Below are 17,972 nucleotides of genomic sequence, written 5' to 3' on the forward strand. Positions count from 1 at the left end.
CACCCGTGGACACATCCGGCCTGGAGGCGCGACTCGCTACCGTCGACCGGTGACCTCCCACGAGTGGTCGGCTCCCGACCCCGCACGCGCCTCCGCGCGCAGCCGACGGTTCGCCGTCGCCATCGCGGCCGCCTACGGCGTCGCGGTGCTGCTCATCGGGTTCTGGCGCACGCCGGTCGATGCGTCGAGCCGCACCTGGCTCGACGCTGCGATCGACCACGCGCACCGCCTCGGCGCGCCGGCCTGGTTCGGCTACGACGTCGTCGAGTCCCTGGCGAACGTGGTGTTCTTCGTGCCGCTCGGGCTGCTGGTCGTGTTGTTCGCCGGCGCACGGTGGTGGTGGGCAGGTGCCCTCGCCGGTCTGGTGCTGAGTGCGGCGATCGAGACCGGTCAGGCGCTGTTCCTGCCCGCGCGGTACGCCACGCTCGACGACGTGCTCGCCAACACGATCGGAGCGATCGTCGGCGCGCTCCTCGGTGTCGCGGTCCTCAGTTTCGTGGCACGGCGCTCGCGGCTCGCCGGTACGCGCCCGGCGTCATCCCGACGAGCGGGGAGAACTGGTCGATGAACTGACTCGTCGTCGCCCACCCGCAGGCCGCGGCGACATCGGTCACCGACTGCCCGCCGGCGAGGAGCACCAGCGCCCGGTGGACCCGTAGCTGCAACCGCCACTGCCGGTACCCCATCCCGGTCTCCTGCCGGAACAGCCGGGTCAGGGTCCGCTCCCCGACGCCCGACCACGCCGCGAGCCCCGCCAGCGACACCGGCTCCGTGAGGTCCCGCTCCACCCGACGCACCACGCGCCGCAACCGGGCGTCACGGGGTTCGGGCAGGTGCAGGGGCTGCTCCGGGGCGGACGCGACCTCGTCCACGATGACCGCACGGAGGTGGGACCGAGCCACCTCGGAACGCCGAGCCGACGTCGTGATCGCGAGCAGTGCCTCCCGGGCCAGTGCCGACGCGGCCAGGACCGCCGGACCCGACGGGAGGCCCACGGCGGCGTCCTCGGACAGGTAGACGACGCGCATGTCGGTCACCCCGTGGGCCCGGTGCCGGTGCTCGGCACCGGCCGGGACCCACGCGACCCGGTTCGGCGGAGCGATCCACGCGCCGTCGTCGGTGATGAGCGACAGCACACCGGACGCGGCGTGCACGAGGTGCCCGAGCGGGTGCACGTGCGGCGGGACGGTCTCGGCGTGCGCGAACCAGAACGCCGCCTCGGGGCGGCCGTCCTCCGACAGCTTGCCCGGTTGGCTGGAATCCGACATCACCGGGCAGCGTACGTGTTCCGGGCCGAGCCCGCTCGATGGTGTGATCGGTCCATGACCACCGCTTCCGTCCCCGTCCCGACTGCTGCGCCCCGGCGCGGGCTCCTCGCCGCCTGGTACGTCGGCGCCGGGCTCATGCTCGTCGCGCTGAACCTGCGGATGGGCGTCGCGTCGGTCGGGCCCGTGCTCGGGGCGATCGAGCGGTCGCTGCACCTCAGCCCGTCGGCGGCGAGCCTCCTCACCACGATCCCGGTGTTCGCCTTCGGGGCCTTCGCGTTCCTGACGCCCGTGCTCACCCGGCGGATCGGGCTGCACCGACTGCTCGGACTGACGATGGCGGTGCTGGCGGTCGGGATCGCCCTCCGTCTGGAGCCGCACGGCTGGGCGCTCTACGGCGGCACCGTGCTGGCGGGCGCGGCCATCGCGGTCGCGAACGTGCTCATGCCGGCGGCGATCAAGAGCGACTTCGCGCACCGGGTCGGCCTGATGATGGGGCTGTACTCGACGGCACTGTTCCTCAGTGCGGCGATCGCGTCGGCGGCCGTCGTCCCGCTGATGGGCGCGTTCGGGTCGTGGCGTCCGGCACTGGCGTTCTGGGCTGTGCCCGCTGTCGTGGCGTTCCTGGTGTGGCTGCCGCGTGCGCTCCGGAACCCGGGGCACGCACGGGGATCACGCGCCGTCGCGGACGCCCCGGTGCCCGCCGTCGACGAGCCGACGTTCGCACGACTGTTCCGCGACCGGGTGGCGATCGCCGTGACGGGGTTCATGGGGCTGCAGAGCCTGTCGTACTACGCGTTCCTGACCTGGGTGCCGACGGTCCTGCAGGACGCCGGGGTCTCCGCGCACGAGGCCGGCCTGATGCTCGCCTACTCAAGCCTGCCGGGGATCGTGACCGGGGTGACGGGTCCGGCGATCGCCCGACGACTGCGGCCGACGTGGCTGCCGGTCCTCGTCGTCGTGGTGCTCTGCGCGGCGGGCTTCGTCGGACTCCTCGTCGCTCCGGCCGCCGGGGCCTGGGCGTGGATGACGCTGCTCGGGCTCGGGCAGGGCGGCGCGATCAGCCTGTCGCTGAGCTACATCGTGTGGCGCTCGCCGGATGCCCGGCACACCGCCCACGTGTCGACGATGGCGCAGGGCACGGGGTACCTGCTCGCGGGGCTCGGGCCGCTCGGACTCGGGCTGCTCCACACTGCGACCGGCGGCTGGACGGTGCCGATCGTTGTACTCCTGGCGCTCCTGGTGGTCCAGCTCGTCGCCGGCGTGGCCGCGAGCCGCGACCGGCACGTGCTCGCGCCGCGGGTGTAGGCGCCGCGCGCCGGGTCGCCACCCGCGTCAGCGCACCGCGCGCAGGGCGTCCGCGACCACGTCGAGCGCGGCGGCGATCTCGTCCGCCACGCGTTCGTGAGTCGCCGCCGACCGCCGGTAGGGGTCGTCGACGTCGTCCTCCGCGGGGTCGACCGGCTGCGGCACGGTCCCCCGGAGTCGGGCGACCCGCTCCACGAGCTGCTCCGCGGTCGCCACGCCGTCCAGGTCGGAGGGCTCGAGGGCGTCGAGCACCCGGGCGAACTGCTTGATCGTGAACGCCCGCTTCGCAGCCCGCGGCGCGAGCGACACCACGGCCGCACGGTGCGAGCGCTCCGCCGTCAGCACGAGGTCGGCGGCAGCGGCGATCTCCGGCGTCAGGTAACGGGAGCGGTGCGCCGACGGGTCGCCGCCGAGCCGCTCCGACTGCGCGGCGGCCGGGCCGTCCATCGGGGCACCGTCCTGCGCGATGGTGCCCGCTGACTCGACCGTGAACGCCGGGGCGTCACGGCCGAGCCTCGCGGTCAGGACCTGCGCGCCGAGTGGTGAGCGGCAGATGTTGCCGCTGCAGACGAACAGGACCCGCATCGTCAGGCCGAGGCGCCGAGCAGGTCGTGCCGGACGACGATCGCGTCACGGCCGGGGCCGACTCCGATCGCGGAGATCCGGGCACCGGACATCCCCTCGACCGCGAGCACGTAGGCCTGGGCGTTGGCGGGCAGGTCCTCGAACGAGCGGGCGCCGGTGATGTCCTCGGTCCAGCCCGGGAACTCCTCGTAGATCGGCTTCGCGTGGTGGAAGTCCGACTGGTTCACGGGGACCTCGTCGACACGGACGCCGTCGACGTCGTAGGCGACGCAGACCGGGATCGTCTCGAGGCCGGTGAGGACGTCGAGCTTGGTCAGCACGAAGTCGGTCACGCCGTTGACGCGCGCCGTGTACCGGGCGATCGGGGCGTCGTACCAGCCGCAGCGACGGGGACGGCCGGTCGTGGTGCCGAACTCGAAGCCGTTGGCGCGGAGGAACTCCCCCGACTCGTCGAACAGCTCGGTCGGGAACGGGCCGGCGCCGACGCGCGTCGTGTACGCCTTCACGATGCCGATGATCCGCTCGAGCTTGCCCGGGCCGATGCCGGAGCCGGTCGCAGCGCCGCCGGCGGTCGCCGACGAGGACGTCACGAACGGGTAGGTGCCGTGGTCGACGTCGAGCATGGTGGCCTGGCCGGCCTCGAACAGGACGGTGTCGCCGCGCTCGAGCGCCCGGTGGATCTCCAGGCCGGTGTCGGCGACCATGGGCCGCAGGCGGTCGGCGAAGGAGAGCAGCGACTCGACGACCTCGTCCGCGTCGATCGCCCGACGGTTGAAGACCTTCACGAGCAGGTGGTTCTTCTGGTCGAGGGCGGCTTCGACCTTCTGACGCAGGATGTTCTCGTCGAAGATGTCCTGGATGCGGATGCCGACGCGGTTGATCTTGTCGGCGTAGCTCGGGCCGATGCCACGACCGGTGGTGCCGATCTGGCGCTTGCCGAGGAACCGCTCGGTCACCTTGTCGATGGTGCGGTGGTAGTGCGTGATGACGTGGGCGTTCGCCGACACGAGCAAGCGGGACACGTCGACGCCGCGGGCCTTCAGCGCGTCGAGCTCCTGGAACAGGACCTCGAGGTCGACGACGACGCCGTTGCCGATGATCGGGGTGACGCCGGGCGTGAGGATGCCGGACGGCAGGAGGTGCAGAGCGTACTTCTCCCCGCCGACGACGACGGTGTGCCCGGCGTTGTTGCCGCCGTTGAACTTCACGACGTAGTCGATGCGGCTGCCGAGGAGGTCGGTGGCCTTCCCCTTGCCCTCGTCGCCCCACTGGGCGCCGATGATGACTGCTGCGGGCATCTGGTTCTCCTCACGTTGGCGGAGGACCTCACGCGACCGTCGGGTCGGTGGTCCACCCGAGTCTATCGGACGGTCACCTCCGCGCCACCTGGCGCGTGCTCGAGATGGTGACGACGAAACGGACTGGAGGCGCGGTGCCAGCTGGCACCGCGCCTCCAGTCCGTCTGGTGGTGACGTCCGCGATCAGGCGCGGAAGAAGTCCTGGTAGGAGGGATCGCCGACCGGCTGCGAGTGGCCGGGCTCGGCGAGGCGCTGTTCGATCATGGACTGGATGACGTCCGGCGGGGTGAGCCCACGGCGCCGCCACTCCATCGGGTTGGCTCGGAGCTGCGTGAGGGTTGCGTGCTGCATGTCGAACAGCCTGTCACTGGATAACTAGTTTGTCTAACTACATGTCCTCGGAACGCACTCCGGGCCCCGACACGCGTGGTGACGGGGCCCGGAGTGCGGTGTTCGGACTGCTCCGACTAGCGGCGGGTGACCTTCGCGGTCGGCTTCGACGTCGCCGAGCCGTCCTGGTAGCCCTTCGCCGTCGCAGTGACCTGCACCTGGAGGCGGTGTCCGGCGTCGGACGAGCCCAGCGAGTAGGTCTGCTTCGTGGCACCCTGCACGGCGGCGCCGTCACGGAGCCACTGGTACGAGTACCGCACGCCCTTGGCGTCCCACGAGCCGTGGTGCGCCGTGAGCTTCTTGCCCACCGTCGGGTTGCCACTGACCGTGACGGCGCTGCCCTTGCGGAGCGTCACGACCGGGGCGGCGACCGTCGCCGAGACCGTGTCGGCCTGGTCGCCGACCGCGTTGCCGAGGTGCAGCAGGAGCACCTTGGCATTCGCGAGACCGGAGCCGCGGGTGACCTGCAGCGACCCGGAGTCGGCGAACAGGACGCCGGTCGAACCGCCCTTCGCGAAGGTGAGCGCCGGCTTCGTCGGGTCGTACGTCGCCTCCGCCGTCTCGTCGACGACGTAGGAGCCGCTCGTGGCCAGGGCCGGGGCGTACGCCGACTCGGTCAGGACCGAGTAGGTGAACGCCTTCGTGGCGCCGATCGTCGAGGCGTCGACCGTCAGGACCTTGACCGCGCTGTCGAACGTGTTCACGTCCTGGCCGGGGGCCCCGCCGTTCAGCGGCTGCGTGTCCACGGTCTCGCCGGTGGCGAGGTCGACGGTCGTGGCGAACGTGGCGTCCACCGCTGCCGACTTGGCGTCGTACACCAGGTAGTCCGGCGTGCCGTCACGGTCGGTGTCGATGAGCACCTCGACGTTGGTCACGGCGCCGGGGTTGGCGTCGGGACCGGCGGTCTGGACGCCGAACGCGAGCGTGTCCGACGCCTTGTCGTAGTTCGCGCCGTAGGCCCGGACGTCCGCTGCCTGCAGGGACTGCTTGGCCGAACCGGCCGGGAAGGACTCCTGGCCGTCCGTTCCGCCGAGCACGAACGGTGCGACGGCTGCGTGGTAGCCGGTCGTCGCGTCGCCCTGGTCGACCGAGCGGCCGGTCAGGGCGAGGTCCGCCGTGTTCTTCGTGGCGGGGAACTCGACGTCGGAGCCGTGCACCGCGCTCACCGGCTTCGGCGCGACGTACGTGCCGAGCCGCAGCGGGTTGAGCTTCTTGTCGGTCGGCGTGAACGTCACGATGCCCGAGGCGGCGGCGACGAACTCCCGCTGGTAGCCCTGCTGCACCGACTCCTGGGTGGGGTCGATCACCCGGCGGAGCTTCGTCGGGTCGGCGATCGAGAACGTGAGCTTCACCGTCGCGGTGCCGTGCGGTCGGACCGTCACGCGCTTGGTGCTGAGCGCGAAGGCCACACCCGGCTGCGACACCTGCGGCTGGTAGGCCACGTCGTAGGTGTGCGGCCGACCGTCGGTGTTCTCGATCTGCAGGGTGCGGTTCTCGCTGGTCTTCGAGGCGACCTCGACGACACCGTAGGAGGCGGTGACGAGCTGGTCGTTCTCGATGCTGCGGACCGTGGTGCCGGCGGTGACCGCCTGCAGGGCGTCGACGCGACCGGTGCCCTGGCGGAGCAGGGTCGCGGTGCCGTCACCTTGCCGCACGTCGTGCGTCGCGGTGTTCATCAGCGCGGCCTTGACCTGCGGAGCCGACCACGTCGGGTGCGACTGGAAGGTCAGCGCCGCGATGCCGGCCACGTCCGGCGTGGCCATCGACGTGCCGCTCATCGACATGCGGCCGTCACCGGTGCCGTTGGCCGCGGAGATCACGTTGACCCCGGGGCCGGCGATGTCCGGCTTGACGATGTCGTCGAACGACCCGTGGACGCCCCGGCTGGTGAACCCGGCGAGCGTGTTCACGGCCTCGGGGTCCGTCGCGAGTTCGAAGCCCTCGAGCTCGTCGGCGAAGCGCACGTGCAGGGTCCCGGCCTGGGCAGCTGCCTGGAGGCCCGTGACGCTGTCCGCGGTCAGCTCGGCTCCCGGGATGGTCGCGTTCCCCGCGATGCCGGAGTCGAACGTGTTGATCGTCCCCGCCAGCAGGACGCCGACACCGCCGGCAGCCTCGACGTTGTTGAACCGCACGCCGGAGCCGCACTCGAGCGCGGCGTCGGTCCACTTGAGCCAGACGACCTTGCCGGCGATCTTCGCTGCCTCGTCCGCACTGAACGCGGCGCAGCCGTCGACGTTCGTGCCCGGGACGACGACATCGCCCTCGACCGGCAGCGTGCCCTGGTAGTTCTGCGAGTACTGGGCACGCCAGGTCTTCGCGACGTCCGCCGGGGCGGTCGCCTCGACACCGTCGTAGAGGGACTGACCGGTGGCGCTCGCGGCCACCGTGAGCGCACCCTCGGCGTTGCCCGGCGAACCACCGATGTCGGTGAAGTCGTCGGCGTTGCCGGAGGCGATCACCGGCAGGACACCGCGGGCGGTGAGCGCGTCGATCTTGGCGTTGTCGGGGTCGTCCGGCGCACCGTAGTCGGAGCCGAGCGACAGGTTGAGGACGTTGATGTCCTTGCCCTCGGTCAGCGCCTGGCCGACCCAGTCGAGCGCGGCACCGGTGAGGTCGGTCGAGCCGCCGTTGTCACCGAACACCTTGAGGGCGTAGAGACCCGCCTGGGGCGCGGTGCCCGGGCCGATCCACATGTCCTGGACCTGCTGCGTGGTGAGCTTCGTGTAGTCGCCCGTGTAGGTCTTCTTGTCGGCGTCGAGGCCGTAGCCGGCGATGGTGCCCGACACGTGGGTGCCGTGGTCGCCACCCTTGCCGTCGATCGGGTTGTCGTCCGGCTTCGGGGTCGGGTCGTACGCGGGGTCGGTGGTGTCCGCGTTGTACGTCGGGCCGGCGAAGTCGTAGCCGCCGAGGAACTTCTTGCCGTCGTAGGACCCGGCCGTCGGTGCGCCGGTGTTGGCGAGCGCCGCCTGGTACGCGGCCGCGGTGCCGGGACCGCCGAAGTCCGCCTGCGTGTAGTCGAGGCCGGTGTCGAGCACGGCGACGTTCACGCCCTTGCCGGTGCGGCCGGTCTGCTGCCAGGCGTCGAGCGAGCGGGTGTAGACGTCGCTCGCCGCGTTCTTCGGCGTGACGCCGTCCGCGCCGGGCTTCGTGAGGCTCGGGTCGACACCGGACGGTGCCGCGCCGGAGTCGGCGTTCACGGTCGGGTCGACGATCTTCTTCGGCGTGAGCGGGATGATGCTCTCGACGTCGGAGCGGGCCGCGACCTTCCGGAGCGCGGCGACGTCGGCGACGACGGCCACGCCCGGCACGGTGTACTCGGTCGAGTAGAGCTCGGTGGCGTCCGCGTCGGACTGCTGGACGGCGGCGCGCACGGCGTCGACCGTCGACCCGATCGCCTTGACGCGCTGCTTCGCCGCCGAGGACGGGGTCTTCGACTTCGTGAGGTCCCCGCCCTTCGCCTGGGCGTCGACCTCGAGCGCGCCCTGGCCGGTCGTCCGCACGAACGCGGCGATCGTCTTCGAGGGCTTCGCGTCCCGCAGCGGCTGCGAGAGTTTCAGGTCGGCCGGTACCGGTCCGGCCGGTGCTGCCGAGGCTGCTCCGCCGACGGCCAGTCCGCCGCACGCCAGGGCCGCGGCGGCGATGCCGGCGGTCAGGACGCGCGCGATGCGGTTCGGGTTGGGGTTCGGGTCGTTGTTCGGTGTTGCACGGTTCAAAGGGCGCACTCCCGGTTCGTCCGTGTTTCGCAAGGAATTGCTGTGAAGTTATGCGTTTCCTCTCAGGTCCCGCAGTCCGCACTTTGGGGGACGTCCCTCGTTCGGGGGTGGTCAACCTGATAACTTGCACACCCGTGTGCACGTTATTACGATGGGGTGCGTGACCAGTCCAGACCAGCAGACCCGCGCGCCCCGCCGCGACGCGACCGAGAACCGCGCGGCGCTGCTCGAGGCGGCGAAGACCGTCCTGCAGGGCGATCCCGACGCCTCGCTCGAGACGATCGCGTCCGCCGCCGGGCTGTCCCGGCGTGCGGTCTACGGACACTTCCCGTCGCGCGACGACCTCGTGCGCGAGGTCGTGACCGCCGGTGCCGCCCGTGTCGCCGCGACCATGCCGACCACGTCCGACCTCGTCGCCCTGCCCCCGGCCGCACGACTCGCCGCCATCGCGGTGACGCTCTGGGCCGAGGTCTCGCACGTCCGCTCGATGGCCCGGGTCGCGATCCGCAGCCCGTTCAGCGAGTCCGTCGCCGAGGTGTTCGCACCCCTGCGTGCCCAGGTCCGGGACGCCTGCGCCCTCGGGATCGCCGACGGCGCGATGCGCGACGACGTCGACCCCGCCACGCTCGGGCGACTGGTCGAGGGCGCCTGCATCGCCGTCCTCGACGAGGCCACCCGCTCCGGGACGTCCGACGAGGACGGCCGGCGCATGGTGGTGCTGTCGGCACTCGGCATGGCCGGCATCGACTGGCGCACCGCGATGCTCTCCGAGCCGGTCGCACCCGCCCACTCCACGAACCCCTCCGCCAGCAAGGACCCCGCATGACCATCGAACTCGACCACGTCGGCATCGGCGAGGAGCCCGGCGCGGCCCTGCCCGTCGTCTCCGCCGTCGCCGCACCGGGACGCCCGGGCGTGATCGCCGTCGAGACCGAGCAGGCCCCCGTGCTCGCGTCCCTCGTCGCCGGCGGCCGCATGCAGCCCGAGACCGGCCGCGTGCTGCTCGACGGGCACGAGGACGCCGGGGCGATCCGGAAGGCGTTCGCGCTCGTCGACACCCCCGGCATCGCCGAGCCGTTCCCGGTGATGAGCGTCCGGCGCATCGTGCGCGAGGAGCTCGCGTTCGCCGAACAGCGGCCCTCCCGCCAGCACGTCGACACCGTGCTCGACGAGCTCGGGCTGCGCGAGTACGCCGACACGCACGTGCAGCGGGTGCCGACCGACGTGCGCGTCCGGTTGCTCGCCGAACTCGCCCTGCTGCGGGACGGTGTGACCGGGCTCGTGATCACCTCGCCCGAGCGGCACGGCGGCGCCGTGGAGGGCTGGTTCGCGGTCGTCCGCGACATCGCCCGCCGCGGCGTGACCGTGGTGCTCGTGACCTCCAAGGCCGCAGCAGCGACCGTCGAGCACCTGCTCGACACCGTCGAGCCGCTCGACACCATCCAGACGACCGGAACCACCCAGACCGAGGACCCCGAGGACGTGGCCCGACCTGACGGAGACGACCCGCGCCTCCAGTCCGACACCGACCACCTGCCCACGGAGGCGACCGCGTGACCACCACCTCGCTCGTCCGCGCCGAACTGGCGCGACTCACCGCGACCCCGCTCGCACGACTCGCGTTCATCGCGCTCATGGTCGTGCCGCTGCTCTACGGCGGCGCCTACCTCTGGGCCAACCGCGACCCGTACGCCAAGCTCGACCAGGTCCCTGCCGCCATCGTCAACCAGGACGCCGGCGCCACGCTCGACGGCGACCACGTCGACTACGGCAAGGACGTCACGAAGGAGGCCATCGACGGCGCCGACTTCAAGTGGACGAAGACCTCGGCGGCCGACGCGCGCTCCGGCGTGCGCAACGGCACCTACGACTTCGTGGTGACCATCCCGCACGACTTCTCGGAGTCCCTCGTGTCGGCGCAGTCCGACGAACCGAAGCGGGCGAAGCTCGTCATGACGACGGCGGACACGAACTCGTACCTCGCGTCGACGATCGCCGAGCAGGCGGGCAAGACCATGCGCACCGCCGTGGCCGAGCGGGTCGGGAAGCAGGCGGCGAAGACCCTGCTCGTCGGTCTCGCCGACGTGCGCGACAGCCTCGGCGACGCGGTCGACGGAGCCGGGCAGCTCGCCTCGGGTGCGAGCTCTGCCGCTTCGGGGGCGGCGACCCTCGCCGACGGTACCGGCAAGCTCGCGGACGGCGCGGCCACGCTCGCCGACGGGACGGCCGCGTTGCCGTCGCAGACCGCCGCGCTGAACTCCGGCGCGCAGCAGGTGGCGTCCGGTGCATCGACGTTGTCCTCCGGGCTGCAGTCGGCGAAGCAGCAGACGGCGTCGCTGCCGGCGCAGACTGCTGCGCTGGACGACGGCGCGGAGCAGCTGCAGAGCGGGCTCCACGCGCTCCGCGACCAGACCGCGACCCTCCCGGCGGACTCGACGAAGCTCGCGACCGGAGCGGCTGCCGTGGCCGACGGCAACGCGAAGCTCGCCACGGACTCGGCACCGTTCATCGCGGGCGTGCAGCAGCTCGCCGCGGCCTCGCCGGACCTGGTCGCGACACTGAAGCCCGTCGTGCAGACGTCGACAGTGCTGAGCGCCGACCAGAAGGCCGCTCTGCTCGCCTCGCTCGACACGCTCCAGACGAACAGCGCGGCGCTCGGCGCGGGGGCCACGACGGTGTCGAGCAGTCTCGCGAAGTTGCAGTCCGGTAGCGCCGATGTCGCCGCGGGTGCGACGAAACTCGAAGCGAAGGCCCCGCAGCTCACCGCTGGCGTCCAGAAGCTCTCCGACGGGTCCGACAAGCTCGCGGCCGGCACCGGGGAACTCGCGACGAAGGCTCCCGGACTGACGAGCGGGATCGCCACTGCCGCCGACGGGGCGTCGAAGCTGGCGTCGGGGTCGTCGCAGGTCGCGGCCGGGACGTCCAAGCTCGCGGCCGCGGCACCCACGCTGTCCTCCGGCGCGGCCTCGCTCGCGTCCGGTGCGGCATCCGCCGACGACGGAGCGAAGTCCCTCGCGTCCGGGCTGACCGAGCTGCAGAGCGGCTCGTCCGAGCTCGCATCGAAGCTCGACGACGGCCGCACGAAGATCCCCGCCTCAACCGCCTCCCAGCGGAACGACCAGGCGTCGGTGATCTCCGACCCGGTGAAGGTCGGGACGGACGACGTCGCCTCGGCGTCGAACTACGGGGCCGGCCTCGCGCCGTTCTTCATCTCGCTCGCGGCGTGGATCGGCATGTACGCGTTGTTCCTCATCCTCAAGCCGATCTCGAAGCGGGCGATCACGGCCGTGCGGAAGCCGTTGCGGGTGGTGTTCGGCGGGTGGCTGACGCCCGCGCTGCTCGGGCTCGTGCAGATGGTGGCGCTGTTCCTCATCGTCCGGTTCGCCCTCGACCTCGACGTCGCCTGGACGGGGCCGACGATCGGGATCATGGTGCTGGCGTCGGCGACCTTCGCGGCGATCATCATGGCGCTCAACGTGCTGCTCGGGTCCGTCGGGCAGTTCCTCGGCCTGGTGCTCATGCTCGTGCAGCTCGTCACCGCCGGTGGGACGTTCCCGTGGCAGACGCTGCCGGGGCCGTTGGCGGCGCTGCACTTCGCGCTCCCGATGACGTACTCCGTCGATGCGATCCGGCAGACGATGTACGGCGGGTCGGCCGCGGCGACGTGGTCGGACGCGGGGGTGCTGACGTGCTGGCTGCTCGGCGCGTTGCTCGTGTCGTACGTCGTCACGGCGCGGCAGACCCGCTCCCGGACGCTGCGCGACCTGCGCCCGAGCCTGATCGGGTAGCGGGGCGGGGCGGGGACGGGTCCCGCCCCCGCGCGCCCCGTCCCCGCCCCCGCGCGCCCGCCCCGGCCCGCTTCGTCGAGTGAGCAGAAATCGTCGGGTCGCCGTTCGGCACCCGACGATTTCTGCTCCGTCGACGGGGCCGTCAGTGCTCGCGGCGGCGACCGAGCGGGACGTCCGCCAGGCCACCGCCGAGGTACCGCATGTCCTCCGGCGCGAAGGCGTCCCGGTCGTCGGGGTCGAGCACACGGGATGCGTCGTCGCGCGGGAGGAAGCCGATCGCCTCGCCGGCGCGCAGGTCAGCCGGTGACCCGGTGTTCCTCGAGAGTGCCCACACCACGTGGTGACCGGGCTGGGTGAGCTCGGTCGTGGCGATCACCAGGCGTGCGAGGTCGTCGGGCGAGGACCACAGCAGGAGCGCGCGCTGCGAGGACGGCACGTCGCCGAACGCCCCGATCCGCGCCGAGACGATCGACATCTCGAACCGGTCCGCGAACAGGCTGCCCAACAGCTCCATCCCGGCCTTCGTGACGCCGTAGTACGTGTCGGGTCGCGGGAGACGATCGCCGGAGACGCTCCCCGGTGCGTCGACGGGCTCGGGGACGCGGCCGACCGCGTGGACCGAACTCGCCTGGACGACCCGGAGCACGCCGGCCGCGGCAGCCCGCTCGAGGACGTTCTTGGTGCCGGTCAGGTTCGCCGTCACCAGGGCGTCCCAGTCATCCTCGGTCGGGATCCCAGCGAGGTGCACGACGGTGTCGACACCGACCAACGCGTCATCGAGGGCGTCGGGATCGCCGACCGAGCCGATGACCAGCCGCTCACTGGCGGACACCGCGGCCGCCGGCTCGTGTTCGTCGAACAGGACCAGGTCGTGACCGGCCGAGAGCAGTCGGGGGCGCAGTGCCGACCCGATCCGGCCCGCAGCACCGGTGATGAGGAGCGTCGCCATGCGGCGGACGTTACGCGCGCTCCCGGAGGACCTCCCGCAGCTGCGCGAGCGTCTGGACGAGGTGGTCGTCCAGGTCCGACTTCGTCCACCGCAGCACGACCCATCCCCGACGGCCGACCTCCCGGTGCCGTCGGATGTCGGTCGCCCACTGGTGCGGGTCCGTTCGGTGGTGGTCTCCCTCGTACTCGACCACGACCCGGTGCCGCGGGAAGGCCATGTCCACCCGAGCGATGAACCGATCGTGCCCGTCGCGGATCTCGACCTGCAGATCGGGTTCGGGGAGTCCGGCGCGGACGATGGCCAGCCGTGCCCTCGTCTCCTGCGGCGAGCCCGCCCCGCGGCGGACGAGCGCCAGCGCGGCACGGAGACGGCGCGCACCCCGACACCGTCCCCGCTGCTCGAGCGCCACCCGGAGGTCGTCGACCGTCGTCCGGCACCGTCCCGTTGAGACGATCGCGTCGCCGAGCACGACCAGGTCATCGACGGAGAGCATCGACCCGCACTCGATCCACGTCGTCGCCGGCGTGCTCGCCGGCAGGCCCCACCGGCCACGGACGGCCGCTCGGGACGCCTCGACACGGTGCCCGACCACTCCTGTCCGACGGGGTTGGGCGGCCGGGAGTCGGCTCGTGACGTGGACCGGGCCGTCCCGGTGCGCGGCCGGCACCGGGAGCTCCCAGAGCACCGCCGCGGTCGTGTGGCTGATGAACTGCCCCGGGAGCAGCAGCGGGCGGAACGCCCGGACGCGATCGATCCCCTCCGGCGGTCGTGACCGGTGCCAGCGGAGGGAGCGCGTGGGCCTGACGAGGTCTCGGCGCCGCAGGCGCTCCGGCGACACCCCGGCGCGTTCGGCTGCCCGGATGTCGAATGCCCGGTTCCAGAGTTCTCGTGGAAGTGCCCTCGGCTGCATGCCCCACACCCTCGCCCGATCGCGACGCTGGCCGCGCACGATCGGGCCGATCCGTGCACAACGCACCCCGCGCCTCCCGTGTGGAGGACAGAAGCCGTCGTCGACTGAGCAGAAATCGTCGGGTCTACGCGCCGGACTCGACGATTCCTGCTCACTCGACGGCGCACCCGGCGGCGCACCCGACCGCGCACCCGGACCGCGCACCCGGCCCGCGCACGCCGCGCCCGACCAGCCACCGATACGATCGACGTGAGAGCCACGGAGGTCGATGCAGATCATGGGAGCCGGCAAACCCGCGACCATCTACGACGTCGCCGCGCGCGCCGGGGTCTCGAAGTCCCTCGTCTCGCTCGTGCTGCAGCGCTCCCCGCGGGTGAGCCAGCAGCGGCGCGAAGCGGTGCTCAAGGCGATCCAGGAGCTCGACTACCGCCCGAGCACCGCCGCGGTGTCGCTCGCCGGTACGCGCTCCCGGACGATCGGCGTGGTGCTCGACGACTTCCGGAACCAGTGGTTCGTCGACCTGCTGACCGGCCTGCGCGAGGCGCTGCAGGACCAGGGGCACCGTCTCGTCGTCGCCGACCGGTTCCTCAACACCGGGCTCGACGCCTCTCCCGTCGAGGGCTTCCTGTCGATGCGCGTGGAGGGACTCGTGATCGCCGGCGAACCCGACACGGACCTGGCGATCCCGGCCTCCACACCGCTCGTCATCGCCGGCGGCCGCGTCTCGATCCCCCGCGCGGACACGGTGGCGAACGACGACCGTGCCGGCGGGGCGATGGCTGCGGAGCACCTGCTCACGCTCGGCCACACGCACCTCGGGTTCATCGGCGCGTCGTCGGCCGCGTCCGACGAACGGCGCACGGGCTTCACGGCCGGTGTCGACCGCCGAGCCGAGGTCGCGACGGTCGTCCTCCCCGGAGAACCCACCGAAGGAGCGGGGTCGCGAGCGCTGGGGCAGCTGCTCGACGAGCACCCCGAGGTCACGGCGGTGTTCGCGGCGAACGACGTGATGGCGCTCGGCGCGTTGTCGGAGCTCGCGGAGCGCGGGCTCCGCGTCCCCGAGGACGTCTCGGTCATCGGCTACGACGACACACCGCTCGCGGCGACGCGGTACGTCGGTCTGACGAGCATCGACGACCGCAGCGTCGAGATCGGCCGGGGCGCCGGCGAGCGGCTGCTCGCCCGCATCGCCGACCCGACGCTGGCGGCGACCGAGGTGCTCGTCGAACCCCGGCTGGTGGCACGGCGGACGACCGCCGCACGCTGACCCCGCGCGCGCCCGAGGCGCCGCCCCGCGCCGCCCTACGCGCCGGACAACCCGAGCGACCGCCCCTGCTCGACCGCCTCGCGTCGCGTCGACACCCCGAGCTTCCGGTACACGCTCCGCACCTGCGTCTTCACGGTGTTCACCGACACGTGCAGCTCCGACGCGATCCCCGGCACGCTCAACGGCTCCCCGAGCAGCCCGAGCACGACCGACTCCCGCTCGGACAGCACGACCCCGACGTCCGGACCCGGGAACACCGACCGCAGCCCGCTCAGCGATGCCCACAGCGTCTGCGCCCGTTCGTCCCCCGACGCGTCGACGAGCTGTCGGACGTCGTCCCGCGGCGGCGTGAGCAGCTCTCCACGGAGGCCGTGCCGGTCGAACAGGTCCATCGCCTCCCGGAAGGCCGCGACCGCGGCGAGCACGTCGCCCGTCCGTCGCAGCGCCACGGCCCGCAGCAGCACGAGCAGCGCGGTGGTGCGGGCCTGGTAGACCCCGTGCACGGCGACGGCGTTGACGATCGCCAGTGCGCGCTCCGGTTCGGACCGGGCCAGCGCGAGTCCCATGTGCTCGGCCGCGTTCCAGACCTGCACGGCACCGAGCGCCTCGAGTCCCCGCTCGGCCTGCGAGAGCTGTCCGGCGGCGAGCTGGAGCCGCACCCGTGCGAGCGCGAGCATCCGCGCGCCGACGCCGCCGGCGGTGCTGCGTTGCCGGTAGCGCTGCACCCCGGCATCGTGCGCGGTGAGCTGGTCCTCGGGCGGGACGCGTCCGGCGACGGTGCTGGCGCGGGCGCGCACCGCGAGGACGATCGGCCAGTGCTCGAACGCACCGAACAGCGGGTCGACCCGGCGGAGGATCTGCTGCACGTCGTCCGGGTCGCCCGCCTCGAGCGCGACGAGCGCGGTCGCGAGCGCCCCCGTCGGTACGTCGAGCGGTCGGCCGCCGTCGAGCAGCCGCCGTGCCACGTCGACCTCGCCGCCGAGGGCGTGCACGAGCGCGGTCAGTCCCTCGGCTGCGGCACGCTGCAGGTCGCCGTCGGCGCCCTCGACGGGTTCGATCCGGGCGAGGGTGGCGAGTGCCCCCTCGCCGTCGCCGGCCGCCAGTTCGGTGGCCGCGATCTGCTGCAGGACGAACGGGAGGCGCGGTGCGAGTCGGTCGGCGGCCGTCGCGTCGAGCGCGTCGAGCCGGATCCGAGCCGTGGTCGCCGCCGCCACGGCGCCCACGTCGTCGCCGACGATCCGGCGGGCCTGGGCGTCGATCGCGGCGAGGAACACGGCGTCCGCGGACGGCGCGGTGGGCAGGACCGCGGCGACGGCGGGGATGACGGCGGCGTTCACGCGGGAGGCCCGGGCGTGGTGCCGGTCGGCGGCCGACTCGGAGCGGGCGATCGCGGCGAGGACGACCGGGTGCCGTGCGGCCCGCTTCGGCCGGATCGGGTCGAGGAGCCGGGCTATCGCCGGGGCTCCGGGGCCGGTGATCCGGGTCCACGCGGTGGTCAGGACGTCGGAGAGCAGGTCGAGGTCGTCGAGCTGGACGGCGGCGTCGATGGCGGTGACGGTGTCGTCGTGGGTGATCGCCCACGCGGCGGCCCGACGCACGACCTCGCGGTGACGGTCGGCGTCCGTCGCGGCACCCGATGCCCGGAGCGCCCGGGCGATGCCGTCGTACCAGGCGAACCCGTCGCCGTCGAGTCGTCCGAGCCCGGCGTCGGCGGCGGCTCGGTGCACGGCCGCGAGGTCGGTCCCGCTGTCCCCACCGAGCTCGGCGAGGAACTCGGCCGGGGCGGACGGCACCACGGCAGCGCGCTCCCCGAAGCTCCGCAACCACGGCTCCTGCACGGTCTGGCCGACCCAGGCCCGGGTCGCCGTCGTCGTTGCCCGGTCGAACCGGGTGGCGAGGTCCACGGGTGGACGGTCCTCGGCCGCGAGGGCGGTGGCCGCCGCGGCGAGGACGCCCGTGAGCCCGCCGACGTCGGCGGTGGTGCGGGCGACGAACGCGGGGGCGACCACCACGCCGACCGCCCGGCCGAGCAGGGCGGCCGTCTCGGCGGCGTCGAACGCGAGGTCTCCGGCGCCGACGACGGTGACGTGCCCCTCGGCCGCGACGGCGTCGAGCGCGGGGCCCGCCCGTCCGGCGAGGACGACCGGTCGCTCCGCGGCGGACGCGAGCAGCGCCCTGGTGCCGGCCACCCCGAGGAGGTGGGCGTCGTCGACGAGGAGGACGTGCCTCCCGGCCGGGTCGTCGTCGACCACCTGCCGGAGCCGGCCCGGCGCGGTCACGGTGTGGTCGACCAGCAGGGCCGTCCGGTCCGCCCAGTCCGTGACGAGCGTCGACACACCCGACCGCGGTGGCCCCGCGACGACGACCACCCGGCCGGCGTGCACGGCCCGCTCGATGGTCGACGCGAGCCGCGCGCGGTGGAGCGGCGGGGTGGCGCGCCGGACACCGCCCACCTGGGCGGTCGCGTGGGAACGAGGGAGGGGCACCACCGGCGAGCGG

General features: G+C 72.9%; 14 protein-coding genes. 6 read left to right on the forward strand and 8 right to left on the reverse strand.

The window, feature by feature from the left end:
* The first annotated feature begins 49 nt into the window (after positions 1–49).
* Positions 50–568, forward strand: a complete 519-nt coding sequence (locus FS532_RS18750) for a VanZ family protein (RefSeq protein ID WP_186322077.1) — start codon at positions 50–52, stop codon at positions 566–568.
* Here the strand turns inward: FS532_RS18750 and FS532_RS15475 are convergent.
* Positions 489–1,268 (reverse strand): AraC family transcriptional regulator, encoded by a 780-nt coding sequence (locus tag FS532_RS15475; RefSeq protein WP_144756298.1) that lies wholly within the window; start codon positions 1,266–1,268, stop codon positions 489–491. The genes FS532_RS18750 and FS532_RS15475 overlap by 80 nt on opposite strands.
* Before the next feature lie 54 nt (positions 1,269–1,322).
* Here FS532_RS15475 and FS532_RS15480 point away from each other — a divergent pair, with 54 nt between their 5' ends.
* A complete protein-coding gene (locus FS532_RS15480; protein WP_144756301.1) occupies positions 1,323–2,573 on the forward strand; it encodes an MFS transporter in 1,251 nt (416 codons plus the stop codon).
* Positions 2,574–2,600: 27 nt separating this feature from the next.
* Here the strand turns inward: FS532_RS15480 and FS532_RS15485 are convergent, their stop codons facing one another.
* The 4 genes from FS532_RS15485 to FS532_RS15495 all read right to left on the reverse strand — a co-directional run bounded on the left by FS532_RS15485 (position 2,601) and on the right by FS532_RS15495 (position 8,559).
* Positions 2,601–3,158, reverse strand: a complete 558-nt coding sequence (locus tag FS532_RS15485) for an arsenate reductase/protein-tyrosine-phosphatase family protein (protein WP_144756304.1) — start codon at positions 3,156–3,158, stop codon at positions 2,601–2,603.
* Positions 3,159–3,160: 2 nt separating this feature from the next.
* Positions 3,161–4,456: an adenylosuccinate synthase gene (locus FS532_RS15490; protein WP_144756307.1), complete on the reverse strand. Its 1,296-nt coding sequence runs from the start codon at positions 4,454–4,456 to the stop codon at positions 3,161–3,163.
* Positions 4,457–4,639: 183 nt separating this feature from the next.
* Positions 4,640–4,807 carry a hypothetical protein gene (locus FS532_RS18755; RefSeq protein WP_186322078.1) on the reverse strand — a complete coding sequence of 56 codons (168 nt, stop codon included), beginning with the start codon at positions 4,805–4,807 and terminating at the stop codon, positions 4,640–4,642.
* Between the two features lie 116 nt (positions 4,808–4,923).
* Positions 4,924–8,559, reverse strand: coding sequence for a S8 family peptidase (locus FS532_RS15495; protein WP_144756310.1), 3,636 nt, complete (start codon positions 8,557–8,559; stop codon positions 4,924–4,926).
* 160 nt (positions 8,560–8,719) lie between these two features.
* On the opposite strand from FS532_RS15495, the gene FS532_RS15500 reads away from it, so the two are divergent.
* From FS532_RS15500 to FS532_RS15510, 3 genes are read left to right on the forward strand one after another with little or no spacing between them, the layout of a single operon-like run.
* A complete protein-coding gene (locus FS532_RS15500; protein WP_144756313.1) occupies positions 8,720–9,385 on the forward strand; it encodes a TetR/AcrR family transcriptional regulator in 666 nt (221 codons plus the stop codon).
* Complete coding sequence (locus FS532_RS15505) at positions 9,382–10,116, forward strand: hypothetical protein (RefSeq protein ID WP_144756316.1); 735 nt, start codon at positions 9,382–9,384, stop codon at positions 10,114–10,116. The genes FS532_RS15500 and FS532_RS15505 overlap by 4 nt, the downstream gene beginning before the upstream one ends.
* Positions 10,113–12,347, forward strand: a complete 2,235-nt coding sequence (locus FS532_RS15510) for a YhgE/Pip domain-containing protein (protein ID WP_144756319.1) — start codon at positions 10,113–10,115, stop codon at positions 12,345–12,347. The genes FS532_RS15505 and FS532_RS15510 overlap by 4 nt, the downstream gene beginning before the upstream one ends.
* Positions 12,348–12,489: 142 nt before the next feature.
* Here the strand turns inward: FS532_RS15510 and FS532_RS15515 are convergent, their stop codons facing one another.
* Together FS532_RS15515 and FS532_RS15520 are read right to left on the reverse strand one after the other, a co-directional pair.
* On the reverse strand, positions 12,490–13,296 hold the full coding sequence (locus FS532_RS15515) for an NAD-dependent epimerase/dehydratase family protein (RefSeq protein ID WP_144756322.1): 807 nt from the start codon (positions 13,294–13,296) through the stop codon (positions 12,490–12,492).
* Positions 13,297–13,306: 10 nt separating this feature from the next.
* Positions 13,307–14,206: an endonuclease domain-containing protein gene (locus FS532_RS15520; RefSeq protein WP_186322079.1), complete on the reverse strand. Its 900-nt coding sequence runs from the start codon at positions 14,204–14,206 to the stop codon at positions 13,307–13,309.
* A gap of 268 nt (positions 14,207–14,474) precedes the next feature.
* On the opposite strand from FS532_RS15520, the gene FS532_RS15525 reads away from it, so the two are divergent.
* Entirely contained in the window at positions 14,475–15,473 is a 999-nt protein-coding gene (locus tag FS532_RS15525; RefSeq protein WP_260852765.1) for a LacI family DNA-binding transcriptional regulator, read from the forward strand.
* 35 nt (positions 15,474–15,508) lie between these two features.
* On the opposite strand, the gene FS532_RS15530 is transcribed toward FS532_RS15525, so the two are convergent.
* Complete coding sequence (locus FS532_RS15530) at positions 15,509–17,959, reverse strand: helix-turn-helix transcriptional regulator (RefSeq protein WP_144756328.1); 2,451 nt, start codon at positions 17,957–17,959, stop codon at positions 15,509–15,511.
* Positions 17,960–17,972: the final 13 nt, after the last annotated feature.

Origin of the sequence: Curtobacterium pusillum (assembly GCF_007673235.1) — a bacterium.
Taxonomy (GTDB): domain Bacteria; phylum Actinomycetota; class Actinomycetes; order Actinomycetales; family Microbacteriaceae; genus Curtobacterium; species Curtobacterium pusillum_C.